The sequence below is a fragment of the Methanothermococcus okinawensis IH1 genome (assembly GCF_000179575.2).
Classification (GTDB): Archaea; AGJL01; Methanococci; order Methanococcales; family Methanococcaceae; genus Methanofervidicoccus; species Methanofervidicoccus okinawensis.
The window spans coordinates 386,977-402,547 of record NC_015636.1 but is presented as its reverse complement, the minus strand read 5'-3'; the positions used below and the strand labels follow the sequence as shown (position 1 = coordinate 402,547).

The following is a 15,571-nucleotide window of genomic DNA, read 5'->3' as shown; positions in this document are numbered from 1 at the left end:
AAATAAAAAATAGAATAAGAGAATTATAATCTTTCAGCAAAAGCAAATTTTTGTTTTACTGATGTGATTTTAACTGTGAGTGTTTCTCCTTTTGTAGTGTTAGGGACGAAAATAACGAATCCTTCGATTCTTGCTATTCCGTCACCCCCTCTTCCTACATCTTCAATTGTTACATCATATTCTTTTCCTTCAACAACAGGAACATTTCTTTCATTTTGTCTGTATTCGCCAAAAACCATTTTATTCACCTAAGTTAAAAATATATTTATTTATTCACCATATTTATGGTTAAGTATAACTTGTTTTTATAGTATATAAATATATCTATTGTTCATTATTTAAAACAATAATATATATGCCATCTATTGAAATTAATACTATGTTATAAACTATAAAAAAATAATATAAAAAATATCCAAATTAGCATAATAATATAATAATATATATTTTGAAAAGTTAATTTTAAGAAATTTAAAATATAAGCGGTGATTTTTTGATTAGTGAGATATTTTCATCTATAATGGGGGAAGGAAAGTTTATTGGAAGAAGATATATTTTTGTTAGATTTAAGGGATGCCCTCTGAACTGTATATATTGTGATGAACATGTAAAAGATAACCTGATATGTAGGGTTGAAGAGATTCCCGGAAGTGGGGAGTTTAAGGAATATGACGATATAAATGATAATGATAAATTAATCGATGTTATAAACAAATTAAAAACCCCTGATTTGTTTGCAATATCATTTACAGGGGGAGAACCTTTGTTATATGCAGATAAAATAAAAGAATATTCCAAAATCCTTCATAATTTAGGTTATAAAACTCATTTGGAAAGCAACGGTATGTATCCAGATAGAATAACCTTTTTTGACTATGCTTCAATAGATATAAAGCTTTTAGAACATTTTGTTAATATGGATATTGAAACTTATACTAAACTTTATAAAAACGAGTTAAAATCTATAAAAAAATTGTATGATTTAGGTTCTGATGTATATGCAAAGGTAGTAATCATGGGAAATACAAATCCAAAGGTTGTAGAAAATATTGCAAAGGATTTATCGGATATTGGGGATATTATGCTATGCATACAACCAGTGAGCTCATGTTTAAATATAAAAACCACACCTACCAATAAGAAGTTATTAGATATTATGGAATTGTGCGGAGCTCATCTAAAAGACAATGTAATTTGCACCTCACAGATGCACAAATATTTAGGTATGCTTTAAAGGAATAGAAATAATAAAATTAATTAAATGAACATATAAAAGATATATTATTTAGATTCCAATACATAAGCCCCAGGACCTACTTTTGTGTAGTATATCGGGCAATTCCATGTTTCTTTAAATATTTTTTTAACTTCTAAGATATGTTCCTTTTTAGGTAAGGATATTATTGCGGGACCTGAACCACTTATGGTGATGCCATATACTAAATCTTTAACCTTTTCTTTAACCTCTGAATAGCCCTCAATTAACGGAGCTCGGCATGGTTCAACCACGGCGTCATGCATCATATATTTTCCAAAGAGCTCTATATTATTTGTGTGAAGTGCATAAACCATTCCACATGCCTTTCCTACATTATTTACCATGTCTTTTATAGGAATATTTTTTGGAACAAGTTCCCTAGCTTCTTTTGTAGGTATTTGTATATTTGGAAGAGCCACCAATACTTCAAATTCTACGGGAGTATGGAGTATTTCTAAGGGTTCATAACCAACAACCATTGTGAATCCACCAAATATTGCTGGTGCAACATTGTCTGCGTGTGGGGCTCCTGCGGCAACAGCTTCACCTAATGATGCATATTGGGTGAGCTCTAATTTTGAAAGTTTTAAATCAAACAATTCATTCATTGCCACAGCAATACCCGCACAGGATGCGGAACTGCTTCCCAATCCACTTCCAGGTTTTATACCCTTTTCGATATGTATATGTATATTGTCGGATATATCAAAATCTTCCATCATTTTTTTAGCTACAACTCCTGCTGTGTTTTTATCAACATCAGTTGGTATTTCTTCGCATTTTTCTCCTTCCATAGTTATGGTTATTTTATTATCATTGTCGTTACTATCATCTGTTTTCATAACGGTAATTGTATCGTAGGGTTCATAAAGTGCCAATCCAAAAACATCATAACCAGGTCCTAAATTTGCAGAAGTCCCAGGGGAGCATACTTTAACCATTTTCATAATTTCACCTAAATATATACTTATAATTAAATAAAATTAATAATAATAAGATTTAGTAATAATTTAGTAATAATAAGGTTAATAATAGTTATTTATAAGACTTATTTATTTATAATACTTTATACTATATATTGTATGCATATGGTGGTGGGATTAACTTAAATTTATATCAATAAATATTTGGTGGTGTTATGAAGGGAGCCCCTATTTTAATTGGTATATTTATATGCTTAGTAGTATTTTGTGGGTGTGTGTATACAATAGTAATAATGAAAACGGAAATGCAATGAATAATACTACAATTAATAGCGAATTTAAGATGGTTCCAGCAAATGAAACCACATTTAAGGAATTTATTAATAAATCAACAGACCATAGTTATAGTTATGGATATCCAAATATGATTGGTGGTTTTAGCACTTCATCGAGAGGAGAAATAAAAGCTTTATCTACAACAGAGGCTATTTCAAATTCCAATAGTGCGAATAGATATTCTGAAACCAATGTGCAGGTAAAAGGCATAGATGAGGCAGATATAGTAAAAACCAATGGAAATTATATCTATTATTCACCAGAAAGATATCCTATTGTAAGATACAGCACCAAATATTATTATCCTATGGAAGTAGAGAATCATATATATTAAATGCCCTTCCACCAGAATCAGCAGATATTATTAAAAATATTTCACATGGAGGAAATTTATATTTCTGATAGTGTGATTTAACGATATCAACCTTAACATCAAAAAATAAAAATAGTTAAAAGCAATATACTCAAATAAAAAAGTTTAGTGATAACAGGTTAGAAACACTTAATAATGTACTCACTAATTCTATAAATAGTTTAGGATTTAACTGTTCAGATGAGTTATCCAGGTTTGCACAGGTTAGAGTGCTAACCCCAATAAAGACCATTAAAGCATTTTCAGAGAGTATTTCAAAAATCCACAGAACTACCATCATCAAAAACATTCAAAAACTATCAAAAAATGAGATTTGCGTATATAACCAATTAGCAAGCCTTCCCGATATCTTGAATGATAAAAGGTTTAAATTCACTGCAATAATTGATTCAACATTCATAAGGAGATGGAGTGAAAAGGTTTATGGATGTATTATTAGATATAATTACATCGAAGAACATAGAAAATTATATCAAGAACAAATAAATTGCTGTATTTATCATAATAAAAAGGGATATACTCAATTTATACTACAACAAAACCTTTAAACAAAAAATCTACAAATATATTTATAGATATTCTTGGGTTCTTATCCAACACCGATATCAGGACGGTAATAGGAGACGCTTTTATAACTACAAAGGATGTTATGAAGGAGTCTAAGAAATTGGGTCTATGTTACATTGGGAAAATTAAGAAAAACATCATAGTTGAGTATTTTGGTAAGAAAGTCCAAATAGAAAAACTATTTAAGAAGGATTTGGAAGAAAATAAGTTTAAATTAAGGACAATTAACGAAACAGAAGTTAAACTATATCATAAAGTGGTTAATATCCCTAATGTAGGTAGGGTTAAAATCGTTGCAGTGCTAATGAAACTTAACAAAAACCCAAGGGGTTTTTGTAAGTCAGCGAATCTTTCAGATTCGCTTCGAAACCAGGAGGAACCCAAGTATTTGGTATGTATAGACCATAAAAAGAAGGCAGAAAATATAATAGGGGAATATATCAAGAGACCTATGATAGAAGAAAAGCATCAAAGGGATAAATCAGTTTTAAAAATTGAAGGGAACTATTTAACATCTAAAAATAGTAATATAGGGTTTATTAGATTTTTAGCAATAGTTTCAAATTGCATAGAATATTTAAGCCATAAATATGGTTTATCATTTTATGAAGTGGTTAAATCGTGTAGTAAAGAACTAATAAAGAGAGGAATACCGTAATCACACTGTCAGTTATATTTATACAACAACAATTTAATAATAATCGACAATAAGTATAATAAAATACTGAATTACAATGTATCTAATCCAAAAAATCCAATATTAAAATGGGAAAAGGATTTAAATGGTTTTTATGTGGAGTCTAGGGTTTATAATGGAAAATTATATTTAATTATACAAAATTTGACTGTAAATTATCCAATTATTTGGAATGATGTAAAAATAAATTACAATAACTATTACATTCCAATAATACCAGATACATTATTGAACAATTTCGATAGAACCTATATAATATCATCAATCGATATAAATAGCGGCAATATTGCACATACCATAGCTACAGCAGGCACTTATGAAACCACCACACATATGTCAAAAAATATTTATTTCACATATCACCTAAGACCTAATGAAAATAAATTTTTTATTAACTTCTTAAAGGAAAACTCAAATAAGTATTTTCCAGAAAATACTTCCAATTTAATCAACGAGGTTTTAGATTCAAAAATATTTGGTGATGAAGCAAAATCTGTTGAGATTAGAATAATATTGGAGCGTTATTTAAAAACCCTTTCAAATGAAGATAGACTAAATTTAGTGAATAGAATAAATAATGATTATGAGTTATATCTCGAAGAACACTGGGAAGAATTGAAAAAACAGGAATAATGAAAATAAACATAAATACCTTTGAAGTTAAAAGTGGAAGCGTTCCTGGAAGATTGATAAATCAATTTGCAATGGACGAATACAACGGCAATTTAAGGGTGGCTACAACAATAGGAAACTATTGGAAATTTAGAGATAGAACTACTAACAATATCTATATTCTTGATAATGAACTAAATATAAAGGGAAAACTTACCAATATTGAAAAAGGGGAGCGAATATATGCAGTTAGGTTTATGGAGATAAGGTATATATCGTTACATATAAAGAAACTGACCCTTTACTTGTAATAGACTTAAAAGACCCAGAAAATCCAAAATTACTTGGAGAATTAAAAATTCCTGGGTATTCTACATATTTGCATCCAATAGGAAATAATAAATTTATAGGCATAGGAAAAGACGAGGATAATAAATTAAAAATCTCGCTATATGATGTGAGCGATTACAATAATCCAAAAGAGTTGGATAAATACAAACTTCTAGAATATTGGTCTTCTGCCCTTTATAACCATCATGCATTTTTGTGGGATAAAGATAAGCATATAATGGTAATACCTGTGGGAGCTCATGCATATATGTTTAAAATAGAAGATAATAAAATAACGATGAAAAAAGATGATAAACATAAATTAGATGTTTTAAGGTCTTTGTATATCAATAACTATGTATATACATTTTCAAAAGAGAAGTTCATGTAATTGATGAAAATAACTGGACTGTTGTTAAAAGAATTAGAATTAGATAAATAAAATAAAAATAGTGTGGGTCATAATAATTCATTTCCATTAACTTTTTAATTTTCATTTATATGGAAATGATTAAATTTGTTTTAATATTTAGTGTTGATATTTAAAGAATATACAAAATGACCCGCCCTAAAATAAAACTAATAATTAAAATAAAAAATAATAATAAAATTAAAATCATTAACCGTATAATTTAAAATATTTTTAATCTTTTAAATATTTATTCAAATACTTCAAATGGAAAAGGAAAAATACCTTCTGGTGATATTTAAAATATTTTTAATCTTTTAAATATTTATTCAAATAGCCCCTTGGAGTAATCATTTTATTATCTACTATTTTTGTGTTTGAATTTCCAACTATTAATGTTGTATTCATATCAATGTATGACATATGCTCATCCAAATTATTTATTAAATCATTTATTGTAGTTAATTTATATTCTTCTGAATCTCTTCCAGCATTTTTAACAATTCCAATAATATAATTTATTTTTCTCTCATCGGCATAATTTTTAATAATATCAATAGTCTTTAAAAATGGTTCTTTTCTTGATTTACTTAATGGATTATATACTGCAATAACAAAATCTCCTTCCAATGCACATTTAACTCTATTTAGGATGACGTCCAATGGTGTAAGTAAATCACTCAAACTAATTACACAAAAATCATGATTTAACGGAGCTCCCAATATTGCAGAGCATATGCTTGCAGATGTTAAACCACCTATCACTTTTATGGGAACATTGATGTTATTTTTTTGCCTGAGCTCATAGGCTAATGATGCCATACCATAGATGGTGGCGTCTCCACTTGATACAAGTGCTACATCTTTATCCTTTGCTTCATTTAGTGCATAAATCGTTCTATCAATTTCTTTTCTCATACCTGATGTGTAAATTGGCTTATTAAATCTTTTTATAAATTTTTCATAACCTTTATAGCAGACAATTAAATCAACATTATTTAAAATAGATTCTGCCTCTTTTGTAAAAAAATCTTCATTGCCGGGCCCTATTCCAACGATATAAAGCATAATATCACATTATATTAAATTTATGAAAATATAAATATTTAAAATAATCCTATAAATGGTAGCTGTGTCAGACAGTGCTGATGTCGTCATCCTGAGATATATTAATGTATACATCTCAGTCAGCGGGGGTAACTCTCATCATCCATAGCTTTTTATACCTTTTAGGTATATTTTTAGTTGTTCTAATTACACTTATATACTAATGTTATTGGTGGTATATATGGTTGTCGGTAGGAAGATAACATTCAAAGATGAAAAAGAGTTGAAAGAATTTCAAGATATGGCAAGAGAGTTTGGCATGACTTTAAGCTCTTTTGTCAGATATGCTATGAGATTTACCTATGAAAATAGAAATGTTGTTGATAGGTTTAATTATCTTTTAGAAGAAGTAAGTAATAAGTTGGATAGTTTGACTGTTAAGACAGATGATTTGCAAGAAAATACAGCATCTGAGTTGGATAAAATAAAAGAAATTATGTATAATTCAGTTTCAAGTTATAATGTTTTGAAATTAAAAGAAAAATTAATTTATTTGATGAATGAGGATGCTTATAAGTGGTGGTCATTTTCTGAATTTGTAAATCGTTTAGGTTTGGAAAAAAATTATTCACTTCAAAGGGAGTTTAGGGTGTTGATAGAGAGTGATAAGGAGTTTAACGCATTGGTTGAAAGAAAAATAGGGGAAGATGGAGATATTTATTTTAAGCTTCGTGATGAAATGTTGCCCGTTGTTGATGATAATTATGAGATAATTCCTAAGGATTAAAGAGGTGGAATTTTGAATGAAGTATCTAAAGAATTAGTCAGGAAGTATTTGGATTTTCATTCTTCAAAGAGTAAAGAGACTTTAAAGAGATATAGAAGTTCTTTACATATTTTCATGGAATTTTTTCCAGATAAGTCTTGGGATGATATAACTGTTGATGATGCAATATTTTTTTATAATTCGTATTTATCAAAAGTTTCAAAAGATACAGTTGTTAAAAGATTAAAGGATGTTTCAAGGTTTTTAGATTGGTGTGTTGAATATAAATATATTCTTCAAAATAATATAAAGTTGTATGTTAAATCCTTGAAGTTGCAGAATAACGGGAGAGATATATCTCTTAATGAGGAAGAAGTTAATATTTTGCTTTCTAACATTAAAGATTATCTTTATTATGTATATACTCTGTTTATTTTAACGACTGGAGTTAGGATATCGGAGTTTAAAAATATTACAATGAATGATATTCACTTAGAAGATAGGTTGGTATATATTAGAGGAGGTAAAGGGAATAAAGATAGAATGGTTTTTATTTGTGATGAACTTTATCCTTTTTTGAGTAATTATATAAAACATAGAGAAATGTTGAATCCTAAGACTGATAAGCTTGTTAATAAAAATGGATATAAACTTTCAGAAGGTCATATTTGTGAGTATAGGGATTATCTAAGAGAAGTTTCAAAAGGTTTGTCTGTAAAGGTTACTCCTCATGTATTGCGTCATACATTTGGAACATTAGCTTGTAAGCATGGAATGAATTTGCAAGTGTTATCTAAACTTATGGGTCATTCTAGCATGGCTATTACTTCGAAGTATTTGCATCCAGATAGGGACACTATGAAAAATGATTTAAACAAAACCATGAGTCGGATATTTAAGGATTTATGATTTTAAAAACATCATATTTGTTTGTAATTTCCCAATTTTTTAAAACACTTGGGAAAAGAGCGTTGTATTTGATTTCATTTAGTGGCATTAAATAAACATTATCTGGATTTTCTGGAGTTCCTCCAAGTCCCATGGCAATATATGTTTGTATGTTTTCTTTTTTTTCTATGGTTCTGTATCTGTTAGATTGTTCATTACTTTTAGCCCAGTGAAATTTATCTTGGTATAATTTACTTCTGTATTTGCATTCAACATAAAAAAATCTTTCCAGTTTTTTTGTCTTTAAACTTTAAATCAGGCTTTAAAGAATCTTCCACATATCTTTTATTATTTGTTTCATAGTTGTGAGTTTTGCTTAATAAAATGAAGTATTTTTCTGGAAATAAGTTGTTTTCAATATAATTTTCAAAAGCTTCTCCTTTTGTAAATGATTCAATTTTTTTGTTTTTTCGTTTTTCTTTTGGTGGTATTGATTATATTCTTTTCTTGGAGAAATAAATCTTTCGTCTTTTTCGTATGTTTTAGGCTTCTTTTGTTTGTTTTTATTTCCATAAATTAAATTAATAATTTTCTTTATAAAACCCACAATACCACCCACGATTATTTTATATTAACAACATTAGCATTGTTGATAACGGTGTGATTTTTACTGTTTATTATTTGGTATTTTATTATGATATTTTGGTTTTCATCTAATTTTTCTAATTCTTGTTCTAATTTGTAAAATATTAGTGCCTTTTTTCCTTTTTCAGTTAGTGAATAATATTTTTTTGGTATTCTTTTATTTTCTGCAACTTTTTTGTAGGTTATTAAGTTATAATCTTGTAATTCTTTTAGTATTTGTGATAGTGTGCTACTACTTATTTTTAGAGTGTTTTCTAGTTCTCCATAGCTTACTCTCCCTTTATCATTTAACATGTTAAGGAGTTTTTTTGTATATTTTCTTGATAGAATTTTTAGTAGCATTTTGTCCCTTTTGCATTAATTTTATTTCTTAAATTAATTTTTTTTGTATATATAATATTACTTTTATATATTGAATTAATTCGATTATAGAAAGCTTTATATATTTGTCTTATCAATAATTACTACTGCGAATATTAGAAGTAGTTCGTTATATAAAAGGTGAAACTATGGCAAGAGGTAGAAAATCAAAATCAGAAAGATACTTTGTTCAGAGTGGAATAGTTAGGCAGTCTGGAAATTCAGGGGCAATATATGTTCCAGCAGAATATATTGGAGTGGAATATGAAGTTAAGATTAAACTTAACAGCAAAAAAGAAGAGGATGATTAACATGTTGAGTGAAGATAAAAGAAGAATAAGTGCAGTGATTAAAAATGTATATTCTGATTTTGAGAGGGAATTAGCAATAAAGGCTTTGGAGTATATAAAAAGTGATTTGTGGGATTATAATAATTGTAGTGACATTAAAGTAGAAGGCAATACTGTTAGAATAGAGTTTGAAGCTCCATATTTTAAGTTAGATGATGAAAGGTATTGGGCTAAGCGTATTAATAAGCAGTTAATTAATGATATGAAATTTGAGCTTGTAAATTTAGAAAAATATGGAGGATGTTTCAAAAATTATTTGATACTAACCTGTCGGAGCTCTGAAGTTATGTTATGATAGTGATATTATGTTGTCAGAATTAAGGATTAAAATAAAATATATTATTGATAGCGATTGTGGTTTTTTGGCTCCATTTGTTGAGTTTGAGAAAGTTGAGGATAATGAAATAACTGCTTCATATGCATACTATTATCCTGAGGATTACAGGAGTTTTGTTAATAGCTTGAAATTAAGGGGTTTTGAAGATAATGAAATTGAGAAGATTGTTTCTATAATTGAACTGTGCTCTGAATTTATTGATTGAAGGTGTTATCCATGATATATTATATTGTATTGGTCCAGGGAGTTCCTGAGTCATATGGTTGTGCAAGGAGTAGGATAGATTTCCAAAAAAAGAAAGATTTGTTTGATGGTTTTGGTTGTGAAATTAAAAATGTTTCAAAAGAAGAGTTTGAAAAAGTTAAAAAGAAGGTTGATATTAAAACTCAATTATATCGGAAACACTTCCAGTTGATTCTTGGAGGTGAAAATATGTGAGAGAAGTTAGAAAATCTGCAATATTTCGAGAGTTTAAAGTTGTTGGAGGTTTTGCTCCTGAAAGAATCAAAGTTGTTGAATATAATATATACTGTGAGCCATTGGGTAGTAAGTTTGTTACATTATATAAATACATCGTTTCAGATGGTCGTGATAAATATATTCTTCCGTTGAGGACTAATAATTTGAAACAGGGAGATTATATTAAAGTAATTTATTTAAATGGAAATTATCAAGTTGTGAGGTTGGAATCATGAAATATGATGCAAAAGAAAAAAGAGCAGTAATTTATGGTAAATTGTTTAGGAATGATGTGCAGATGATAATTGAAAGAGGTCAGTCTAAGGCTGAAGATGGAAAGTATTATCCAGATGATTCGAAGGAAGGTAGAATAACGCTATTTTTAGATAGTGTTCACTCATACAAGAAAAAAGATGGGTCTATGGGTTATATTGTGAATATTCCAATTTCAATTCTTAAAGAATTCTATGATGCAATGGTTGTAAATGAGAGTTTTAAGGAGTTTTTTGATTGTCTATATACCAATGGCAAAATATGGGAATTAAAATCAATGTTAAAGAGAGGAGCAAGTGAATCAACAATAAGGTGTTATGCTAAGGATTTAGGATTGTCTGATGATGTAGTTGATAAAGTATTGTCAGGAGGTGAATAAAGTGGCATTAATTGATTTGGATAAGATACCTAAGCCAGTGAGGATTAACTTGTCTTATGGTAAGATTGTTTCGTATCCACATAGTTCTGTGAAAGATGATACTTCTAAAATAATACATTCATTTGACCCTGCGAATTCGGGATATGTTTTGATTTCTTCTTATGCTAACTGTCCATCTAGGGAGTTATCAAAAGAATTGCATTTGACTCATTGGGATGTATTGAAGATAGTTGAGGCATACAATAATAATAAAGATTTTAGAAATTCGATAGATGAGGGTGCAAGGTTGAATAAGATAGAAGAATTAAAAAAAGTTAAAGCTAGTGGTGTAAGTTTAACAACTTTAAAATTACTTGGTAAAGATTATGGAGTTTCAGAAGAGGATGTATTGAAGGTGTTTAAGGGTGAGCTCTGAGAGGAGAATAGTTATAGATAGGGTGTATCTCACTATGGATATACCCTTTTTATATTCTAAATTAGGTAATAGTTTTAATAAGAAGGTATATGAGAGATTAAAGGAGGAGTTTCCGCAATTTCTTCAGAGAGTTTCGGAGGGTAGAGGTAAAAGAGGAGATTTTCATTTTCGAGTTCCGGTTGAGGTTTGGAGTGAGGATGATATTGAAAAGTCATTAGATGGTAGGGAAATAGCATCTTTATCAATATCTTTAAGAAGTCCTTACAGGGCAAGGGGTTATTTTAATGTTAATAGGTTATTTATGAAGGAGCATGGCTTAAATCCTTATCAGGACTCATATAAAGATGATAATGTATTGCCCATTGATGTTCTTGAAGATGAAAATGATAGTTTGTTAAGGGAGTTTTGTAGGTTGTTTGTTGATAGACTTGAGCATTTTAAGATTGAGTATGTTTATTACTTAAAAAAATTATTTGGTATTGATATTTTTGATATTTTTAGGGGTTATGACATTTCTGAGTTGGTTAGGTTATCAGTTCAATCTGCTGAGGTATGTGTTGAATGGTTACATTGTGAGTCTCTTCAGTTTCGACATATAACTGATGAAAGAAAACATAATTATCTTAAAGTTTATGGTGATTTGACTCAAACTGAGTATTACACACCAGATAAAAAAAGTGTTCATATTCAGTGGAAACGTTATCAAAAAGGAGCTGGAATTAATAGACATGAATTTACTTGGAATTCTGAAGTTTCAAGAATGTGGCTCTCTGGTGATGTAGATTATTTGGTTAATTCAGTGAAATATGGAATTGAGCAATCTTATAGACTATTTGGATTTGATTTTAAAACTTTGAAGCCTTTGCCTTTGACTTGTGAGGATGTGATTCAGGATTATGCTGAATGGTGGAAATTGCCATTGGACTTAGTAAAGACTATCTTGTTTGGTCGGGCTTATGTTTTGTCTTTTGATTTTCATACAAAGGGGCTTAGGGAAAGGTTAAAGTCTCGAAGGTTAATAGTTCCTCTTGAAAAAGAGTTGGGTGGAAAAAAGGGTCTTTGGAGGTGGTCAGATACAGTTCAGAGGATAAGATTATCACTTCAAGGATATTATAGATGTCCTAAATGTGGTTCGATTATGAGGTATTCCGATAAGTGTTTTAAACATGTTTGTGAGCATTGTGGTTATGAGATTGATTATTCGAGATTTACATTAGGTAGTGAGGATTCTCAAAAAGAGTATGAATCTATGCTGTTATCGTTTAAAAAGGTTTGATATTATGTTGTTAGTTCCAAATACTGCTATTCAGATTAGAGATATTATAAGTCATACAGTTAGGGATGATTTAAGACAAAAGGTTAAGAAAAAAGCTGAGGATTTTGTAAATAATTTTGATGTTGATTCTTTGTCTATTGATGAAGGGGAATTTGTGAATATTAGTTTTAATATAACAACGAGAAAAGGTAATCATCTGTGTTTGAGGGTTCTTAGAAGCTCGGATGGTTATGAGTTCTATTTGGTTTCTGTTAAATATAAAGATGTGGATTATTTTGCTTTTGAGGATAATAATTTTTAATTACTTTTTTTATTTTTTGACATTTAGGACATTTAAGACATTTAGGGCGTTTTTGATAGTTATATATTCTTTTTTTTGTAAAGTATATTATGTAAGTTTTTTGAGGTGGTATATTTTGAGTAAATATTCTTTAAAGCGTGTTTCTTATAAAGTTAAGAAGCATGCTGTTGGAGTGGCTAAAAGGTCGGCTGCACTGTGTTTTTTGGTAGTTATAGTGGTTGGTCTTTTATTACCTGCTGGGGTTGGATATATGATGAAAACAGCGGGTAATGTTGGTGTAAATACATTAGTTGCATCAAGTGCAGATACTAATTCAAGCACAATACTTGGCAAATCAGCTGAGTATTGGAATGGTCAATATAGGTATGGATTACCTGTTGTTTCAATGAGTGGATGGGACTATGTAATTACAGATACTAAAAATCAATTGGGGTCATGTTCAGGGACTCAGACATTTTTTAGGTGGGATGTTAATAGGTCTGTTTTAAAGAATGTTGATAATATCGTAGTATATTATAATGCAGTAGATGGGGTTCTTAAAAATAATTCAGGTAGGGTTGTCATCAGGACGAGTAGTGGGGATATTTGTTATTACAATAAAGAGTATGACAACGCAACAGGAGCATATAAAATTGAAATTCCTGTGACTCCAAACATTCTATTGAAATCTGCTGATGATTCGACAGTTCAGATAATTGTTGATGGGTTAAACTGTGAAGATGGTAATCCAGTTGGTAGAACATACAAAGCAAGATTAGAGTTATACGACACAAAAGGAATCAATGCTGTTACTACAAAAAATATCGTGCTTGGAGCATCTGGAATATTATTATTGGTTGTTGGGCTTTGTGCTACCCCTTGGATTAATCCTTCTGAGTGGTATGATGAGTTATTTAATAGAAGAAATAGAAGGAGGAGATAATATGGGTTATTATAGAATTCATAAAAATCCAGTTTCTGATTTGGGGCATATTATCCCTTATTTTTTGGCAATAGTGTTTAGTATATTGTCTTCGTATTTGGTTGGAGATTGGATGAGCTCATTATTAATGAGTATTGGTTCAATGCTTGGAGTTTCTGCTTATGTGTCTCCTGTTACTAATAGGTTAAAATCTGTATCTGGTCTATTAGGGGGATTCTTAGGAGCTATTGTTGGATACTATACTCAGTTTGGGAATTCGGTTGTTGGAGGTGCTTTGTCAGGAGACCCCTATTGTCTGATGTTTTTAATGGGGTATTTTGCTTTCTTTGGTGTAGTATCATTTAATTACTTCACATCTGGTAAATTGATAAGGTGATTTAATGCTATGAATAAAAAATCTTTGCTTTACTTTTAATTTTATGCATTTCTATAAATTCTTGTTATGCTTGGAGTTTTGGTTCTGTTGTGAGTGGTATATCTGATACTATTGGCTCAGTTGCTTCAACGGTTAGCAATACAGTAAGTTCTGCGGTCTCAACAGTTGGTTCTTGGGCTTCAAATGCAGCTTCAACGGTTAGCAATACAGTAAGTTCTGCGGTCTCAACAGTTGGTTCTTGGGCTTCAAATGCAGCTTCAACGGTTAGCAATGCAATATCAACAGTTTCTGGTGGTTCAGGAGGTGGCGGTGCTGGTGCTCGTGATGATTCAGGAAGTGATGATGGAGGCAGTTCTTGGGATGATGATTCAGGAAGTGATGATGGAGGCAGTTCTTGGGATGATGATTCAGGAAGTGATGATGGAGGCAGTTCTTGGGATGATGATTCAGGAAGTGATGATGGAGGCAGTTCTTGGGATGATGATTCAGGAAGTGATGATGGAGGCAGTTCTTGGGATGATGATTCAGGAAGTGATGATTCAGGAGATAGTGGTTCATCTGTAATTAATGCGGTTGTAACTCCAATAAAAAATGCTGTTGGTATAACAAAAAATAATATTGAAAATTTAATAAGTTCTGTTGTAGATTCTGCAATTGGTTCATTTGTTAAATCTTTGCTGAGCATACCAAGTAAATTTATTCAATCGTGTATTAATTTTGTTAAAGATGGTATTAATTCCGTATGTAATATTGTAAATTCAGTCTCTGAGAGCTTTGGTATCGGAGCTCCGATTGTATGGACTTTGGCATACATAATAATAATACTGATAGTTTATGGAATAATTAGATTTATCATAGGTTTAGTTATACCTACATAGAGGTGGTATTTGTGGATTTTACTAGTTATTTTCAGAGTTTTTTTTCTGAAATTATGAAGGGCATTATTAATATTATAAAATCATTCTTTGATTTGGTTACATCTCCAATTAGTTATTATTTCCATACTTGGGATATTGCTAGTTCAAGTTCAAGCCAGTTTGGTATCGGAGCTCCTATTGTGTACTTGGCAGTTATTTTGGTGACTTTGCTCTTGCTTCTTTGGTTTGGTAAAAAACTTCCAATTATAGGAGAATTTTTGGGAGATGATGATGAATGATTTATAAAAAAAAAGAAAATATTTCAAGAGGCGAGATTGGGGATTGATAACTATAATATTATTTGTTATTGGTTTTTTTGGGATACAAGATATTTTGTTTAAGAATTTATTTTTGT

26 protein-coding genes and 1 pseudogene are annotated in these 15,571 nt (G+C 29.9%); 21 read left to right on the top strand and 6 right to left on the bottom strand.

Going from position 1 to position 15,571, the window contains the following annotated elements; translation table 11 throughout:
• Positions 1–23: 23 nt before the first annotated feature.
• Positions 24–239, bottom strand: coding sequence for a TRAM domain-containing protein (locus METOK_RS01965; RefSeq protein WP_013866564.1), 216 nt, complete (start codon positions 237–239; stop codon positions 24–26).
• 254 nt (positions 240–493) lie between these two features.
• Between METOK_RS01965 and METOK_RS01960 the strand changes: the two genes are divergently transcribed.
• Positions 494–1,234, top strand: a complete 741-nt coding sequence (locus tag METOK_RS01960; RefSeq protein ID WP_013866563.1) for a 7-carboxy-7-deazaguanine synthase QueE — start codon at positions 494–496, stop codon at positions 1,232–1,234.
• A gap of 47 nt (positions 1,235–1,281) precedes the next feature.
• On the opposite strand, the gene METOK_RS01955 is transcribed toward METOK_RS01960, so the two are convergent.
• Complete coding sequence (locus tag METOK_RS01955; RefSeq protein WP_013866562.1) at positions 1,282–2,205, bottom strand: homoserine kinase; 924 nt, start codon at positions 2,203–2,205, stop codon at positions 1,282–1,284.
• A gap of 247 nt (positions 2,206–2,452) precedes the next feature.
• On the opposite strand from METOK_RS01955, the gene METOK_RS08845 reads away from it, so the two are divergent.
• The 5 genes and pseudogenes from METOK_RS08845 to METOK_RS09035 all read left to right on the top strand — a co-directional run bounded on the left by METOK_RS08845 (position 2,453) and on the right by METOK_RS09035 (position 5,487).
• Positions 2,453–2,851, top strand: coding sequence for a beta-propeller domain-containing protein (locus METOK_RS08845; protein WP_269595606.1), 399 nt, complete (start codon positions 2,453–2,455; stop codon positions 2,849–2,851).
• Between the two features lie 248 nt (positions 2,852–3,099).
• Positions 3,100–3,438 carry a hypothetical protein gene (locus METOK_RS08410; protein WP_232210832.1) on the top strand — a complete coding sequence of 113 codons (339 nt, stop codon included), beginning with the start codon at positions 3,100–3,102 and terminating at the stop codon, positions 3,436–3,438.
• A 101-nt stretch (positions 3,439–3,539) separates the two neighbouring features.
• A complete protein-coding gene (locus METOK_RS08705) occupies positions 3,540–4,115 on the top strand; it encodes a hypothetical protein (RefSeq protein ID WP_013866559.1) in 576 nt (191 codons plus the stop codon).
• 36 nt (positions 4,116–4,151) lie between these two features.
• A complete protein-coding gene (locus METOK_RS08840) occupies positions 4,152–4,787 on the top strand; it encodes a beta-propeller domain-containing protein (protein WP_332247764.1) in 636 nt (211 codons plus the stop codon).
• Positions 4,787–5,487, top strand: a pseudogene (locus tag METOK_RS09035) (beta-propeller domain-containing protein). Before METOK_RS08840 ends, METOK_RS09035 begins: the two are co-directional and overlap by 1 nt.
• 327 nt (positions 5,488–5,814) lie before the next feature.
• Here the strand turns inward: METOK_RS09035 and cobJ are convergent.
• On the bottom strand, positions 5,815–6,573 hold the full coding sequence (gene cobJ, locus METOK_RS01935; protein WP_013866558.1) for a precorrin-3B C(17)-methyltransferase: 759 nt from the start codon (positions 6,571–6,573) through the stop codon (positions 5,815–5,817).
• A 220-nt stretch (positions 6,574–6,793) separates the two neighbouring features.
• On the opposite strand from cobJ, the gene METOK_RS01930 reads away from it, so the two are divergent.
• Both METOK_RS01930 and METOK_RS01925 read left to right on the top strand, forming a co-directional pair.
• Entirely contained in the window at positions 6,794–7,339 is a 546-nt protein-coding gene (locus METOK_RS01930; RefSeq protein ID WP_013866557.1) for a hypothetical protein, read from the top strand.
• Positions 7,340–7,351: 12 nt separating this feature from the next.
• A complete protein-coding gene (locus METOK_RS01925; RefSeq protein ID WP_013866556.1) occupies positions 7,352–8,227 on the top strand; it encodes a tyrosine-type recombinase/integrase in 876 nt (291 codons plus the stop codon).
• On the opposite strand, the gene METOK_RS08700 is transcribed toward METOK_RS01925, so the two are convergent.
• The 3 genes from METOK_RS08700 to METOK_RS01910 all read right to left on the bottom strand — a co-directional run bounded on the left by METOK_RS08700 (position 8,214) and on the right by METOK_RS01910 (position 9,193).
• Complete coding sequence (locus METOK_RS08700; RefSeq protein WP_198005238.1) at positions 8,214–8,360, bottom strand: hypothetical protein; 147 nt, start codon at positions 8,358–8,360, stop codon at positions 8,214–8,216. The two genes, METOK_RS01925 and METOK_RS08700, sit on opposite strands and share 14 nt — an antisense overlap.
• Before the next feature lie 222 nt (positions 8,361–8,582).
• Positions 8,583–8,813, bottom strand: a complete 231-nt coding sequence (locus METOK_RS01915) for a hypothetical protein (protein WP_048057837.1) — start codon at positions 8,811–8,813, stop codon at positions 8,583–8,585.
• A 14-nt stretch (positions 8,814–8,827) separates the two neighbouring features.
• Positions 8,828–9,193, bottom strand: coding sequence for a winged helix-turn-helix transcriptional regulator (locus tag METOK_RS01910; protein WP_013866555.1), 366 nt, complete (start codon positions 9,191–9,193; stop codon positions 8,828–8,830).
• A gap of 167 nt (positions 9,194–9,360) precedes the next feature.
• On the opposite strand from METOK_RS01910, the gene METOK_RS08620 reads away from it, so the two are divergent.
• The 13 genes from METOK_RS08620 (at position 9,361) to METOK_RS01850 (ending at position 15,455) form a co-directional block, all read left to right on the top strand.
• Positions 9,361–9,522: a DUF2080 family transposase-associated protein gene (locus METOK_RS08620; protein ID WP_013866554.1), complete on the top strand. Its 162-nt coding sequence runs from the start codon at positions 9,361–9,363 to the stop codon at positions 9,520–9,522.
• Complete coding sequence (locus METOK_RS01905) at positions 9,476–9,856, top strand: hypothetical protein (RefSeq protein ID WP_198005237.1); 381 nt, start codon at positions 9,476–9,478, stop codon at positions 9,854–9,856. Before METOK_RS08620 ends, METOK_RS01905 begins: the two co-directional genes overlap by 47 nt.
• A 10-nt stretch (positions 9,857–9,866) precedes the next feature.
• Positions 9,867–10,103, top strand: coding sequence for a hypothetical protein (locus tag METOK_RS01900; protein ID WP_013866552.1), 237 nt, complete (start codon positions 9,867–9,869; stop codon positions 10,101–10,103).
• Positions 10,104–10,105: 2 nt separating this feature from the next.
• Positions 10,106–10,336 carry a hypothetical protein gene (locus METOK_RS01895; RefSeq protein ID WP_157198864.1) on the top strand — a complete coding sequence of 77 codons (231 nt, stop codon included), beginning with the start codon at positions 10,106–10,108 and terminating at the stop codon, positions 10,334–10,336.
• Complete coding sequence (locus METOK_RS01890; protein WP_013866550.1) at positions 10,333–10,593, top strand: hypothetical protein; 261 nt, start codon at positions 10,333–10,335, stop codon at positions 10,591–10,593. The genes METOK_RS01895 and METOK_RS01890 overlap by 4 nt, the downstream gene beginning before the upstream one ends.
• Positions 10,594–10,634: 41 nt before the next feature.
• Complete coding sequence (locus METOK_RS01885; protein ID WP_157198863.1) at positions 10,635–11,009, top strand: hypothetical protein; 375 nt, start codon at positions 10,635–10,637, stop codon at positions 11,007–11,009.
• A 1-nt stretch (position 11,010) separates the two neighbouring features.
• Positions 11,011–11,424 (top strand): hypothetical protein, encoded by a 414-nt coding sequence (locus METOK_RS01880; RefSeq protein ID WP_013866548.1) that lies wholly within the window; start codon positions 11,011–11,013, stop codon positions 11,422–11,424.
• 301 nt (positions 11,425–11,725) lie between these two features.
• The gene (locus METOK_RS01875) at positions 11,726–12,700 is read left to right on the top strand and encodes a hypothetical protein (protein ID WP_232210831.1); all 975 of its coding nucleotides are present in this window, start codon (positions 11,726–11,728) and stop codon (positions 12,698–12,700) included.
• Positions 12,701–12,704: 4 nt separating this feature from the next.
• Positions 12,705–13,001, top strand: coding sequence for a hypothetical protein (locus tag METOK_RS01870; protein WP_013866546.1), 297 nt, complete (start codon positions 12,705–12,707; stop codon positions 12,999–13,001).
• 115 nt (positions 13,002–13,116) lie between these two features.
• Positions 13,117–13,923 carry a hypothetical protein gene (locus METOK_RS01865; protein ID WP_048057836.1) on the top strand — a complete coding sequence of 269 codons (807 nt, stop codon included), beginning with the start codon at positions 13,117–13,119 and terminating at the stop codon, positions 13,921–13,923.
• Entirely contained in the window at positions 13,886–14,299 is a 414-nt protein-coding gene (locus METOK_RS01860; protein ID WP_048057835.1) for a hypothetical protein, read from the top strand. The genes METOK_RS01865 and METOK_RS01860 overlap by 38 nt, the downstream gene beginning before the upstream one ends.
• 89 nt (positions 14,300–14,388) lie before the next feature.
• Positions 14,389–15,177 carry a hypothetical protein gene (locus METOK_RS08300; protein ID WP_013866543.1) on the top strand — a complete coding sequence of 263 codons (789 nt, stop codon included), beginning with the start codon at positions 14,389–14,391 and terminating at the stop codon, positions 15,175–15,177.
• A 53-nt stretch (positions 15,178–15,230) separates the two neighbouring features.
• Entirely contained in the window at positions 15,231–15,455 is a 225-nt protein-coding gene (locus tag METOK_RS01850) for a hypothetical protein (protein ID WP_157198862.1), read from the top strand.
• Positions 15,456–15,571: the final 116 nt, after the last annotated feature.

Excerpts from the sequence above, each read along its gene's own strand:
- METOK_RS08700 (WP_198005238.1), bottom strand. The coding sequence starts at position 8,360 with ATGGGACTTGGAGGAACTCCAGAAAATCCAGATAATGTTTATTTAATG.
- METOK_RS01910 (WP_013866555.1), bottom strand. The coding sequence starts at position 9,193 with ATGCTACTAAAAATTCTATCAAGAAAATATACAAAAAAACTCCTTAAC.
- METOK_RS08620 (WP_013866554.1), top strand. The coding sequence starts at position 9,361 with ATGGCAAGAGGTAGAAAATCAAAATCAGAAAGATACTTTGTTCAGAGT.
- METOK_RS01930 (WP_013866557.1), top strand. The coding sequence starts at position 6,794 with ATGGTTGTCGGTAGGAAGATAACATTCAAAGATGAAAAAGAGTTGAAA.
- METOK_RS08705 (WP_013866559.1), top strand. The coding sequence starts at position 3,540 with ATGAAGGAGTCTAAGAAATTGGGTCTATGTTACATTGGGAAAATTAAG.
- METOK_RS01955 (WP_013866562.1), bottom strand. The coding sequence starts at position 2,205 with ATGAAAATGGTTAAAGTATGCTCCCCTGGGACTTCTGCAAATTTAGGA.
- METOK_RS01870 (WP_013866546.1), top strand. The coding sequence starts at position 12,705 with ATGTTGTTAGTTCCAAATACTGCTATTCAGATTAGAGATATTATAAGT.
- METOK_RS01860 (WP_048057835.1), top strand. The coding sequence starts at position 13,886 with ATGAGTTATTTAATAGAAGAAATAGAAGGAGGAGATAATATGGGTTAT.
- METOK_RS01875 (WP_232210831.1), top strand. The coding sequence starts at position 11,726 with ATGAAGGAGCATGGCTTAAATCCTTATCAGGACTCATATAAAGATGAT.
- METOK_RS01850 (WP_157198862.1), top strand. The coding sequence starts at position 15,231 with ATGAAGGGCATTATTAATATTATAAAATCATTCTTTGATTTGGTTACA.
- METOK_RS01965 (WP_013866564.1), bottom strand. The coding sequence starts at position 239 with ATGGTTTTTGGCGAATACAGACAAAATGAAAGAAATGTTCCTGTTGTT.
- METOK_RS01905 (WP_198005237.1), top strand. The coding sequence starts at position 9,476 with ATGAAGTTAAGATTAAACTTAACAGCAAAAAAGAAGAGGATGATTAAC.
- METOK_RS01900 (WP_013866552.1), top strand. The coding sequence starts at position 9,867 with ATGTTGTCAGAATTAAGGATTAAAATAAAATATATTATTGATAGCGAT.
- cobJ (WP_013866558.1), bottom strand. The coding sequence starts at position 6,573 with ATGCTTTATATCGTTGGAATAGGGCCCGGCAATGAAGATTTTTTTACA.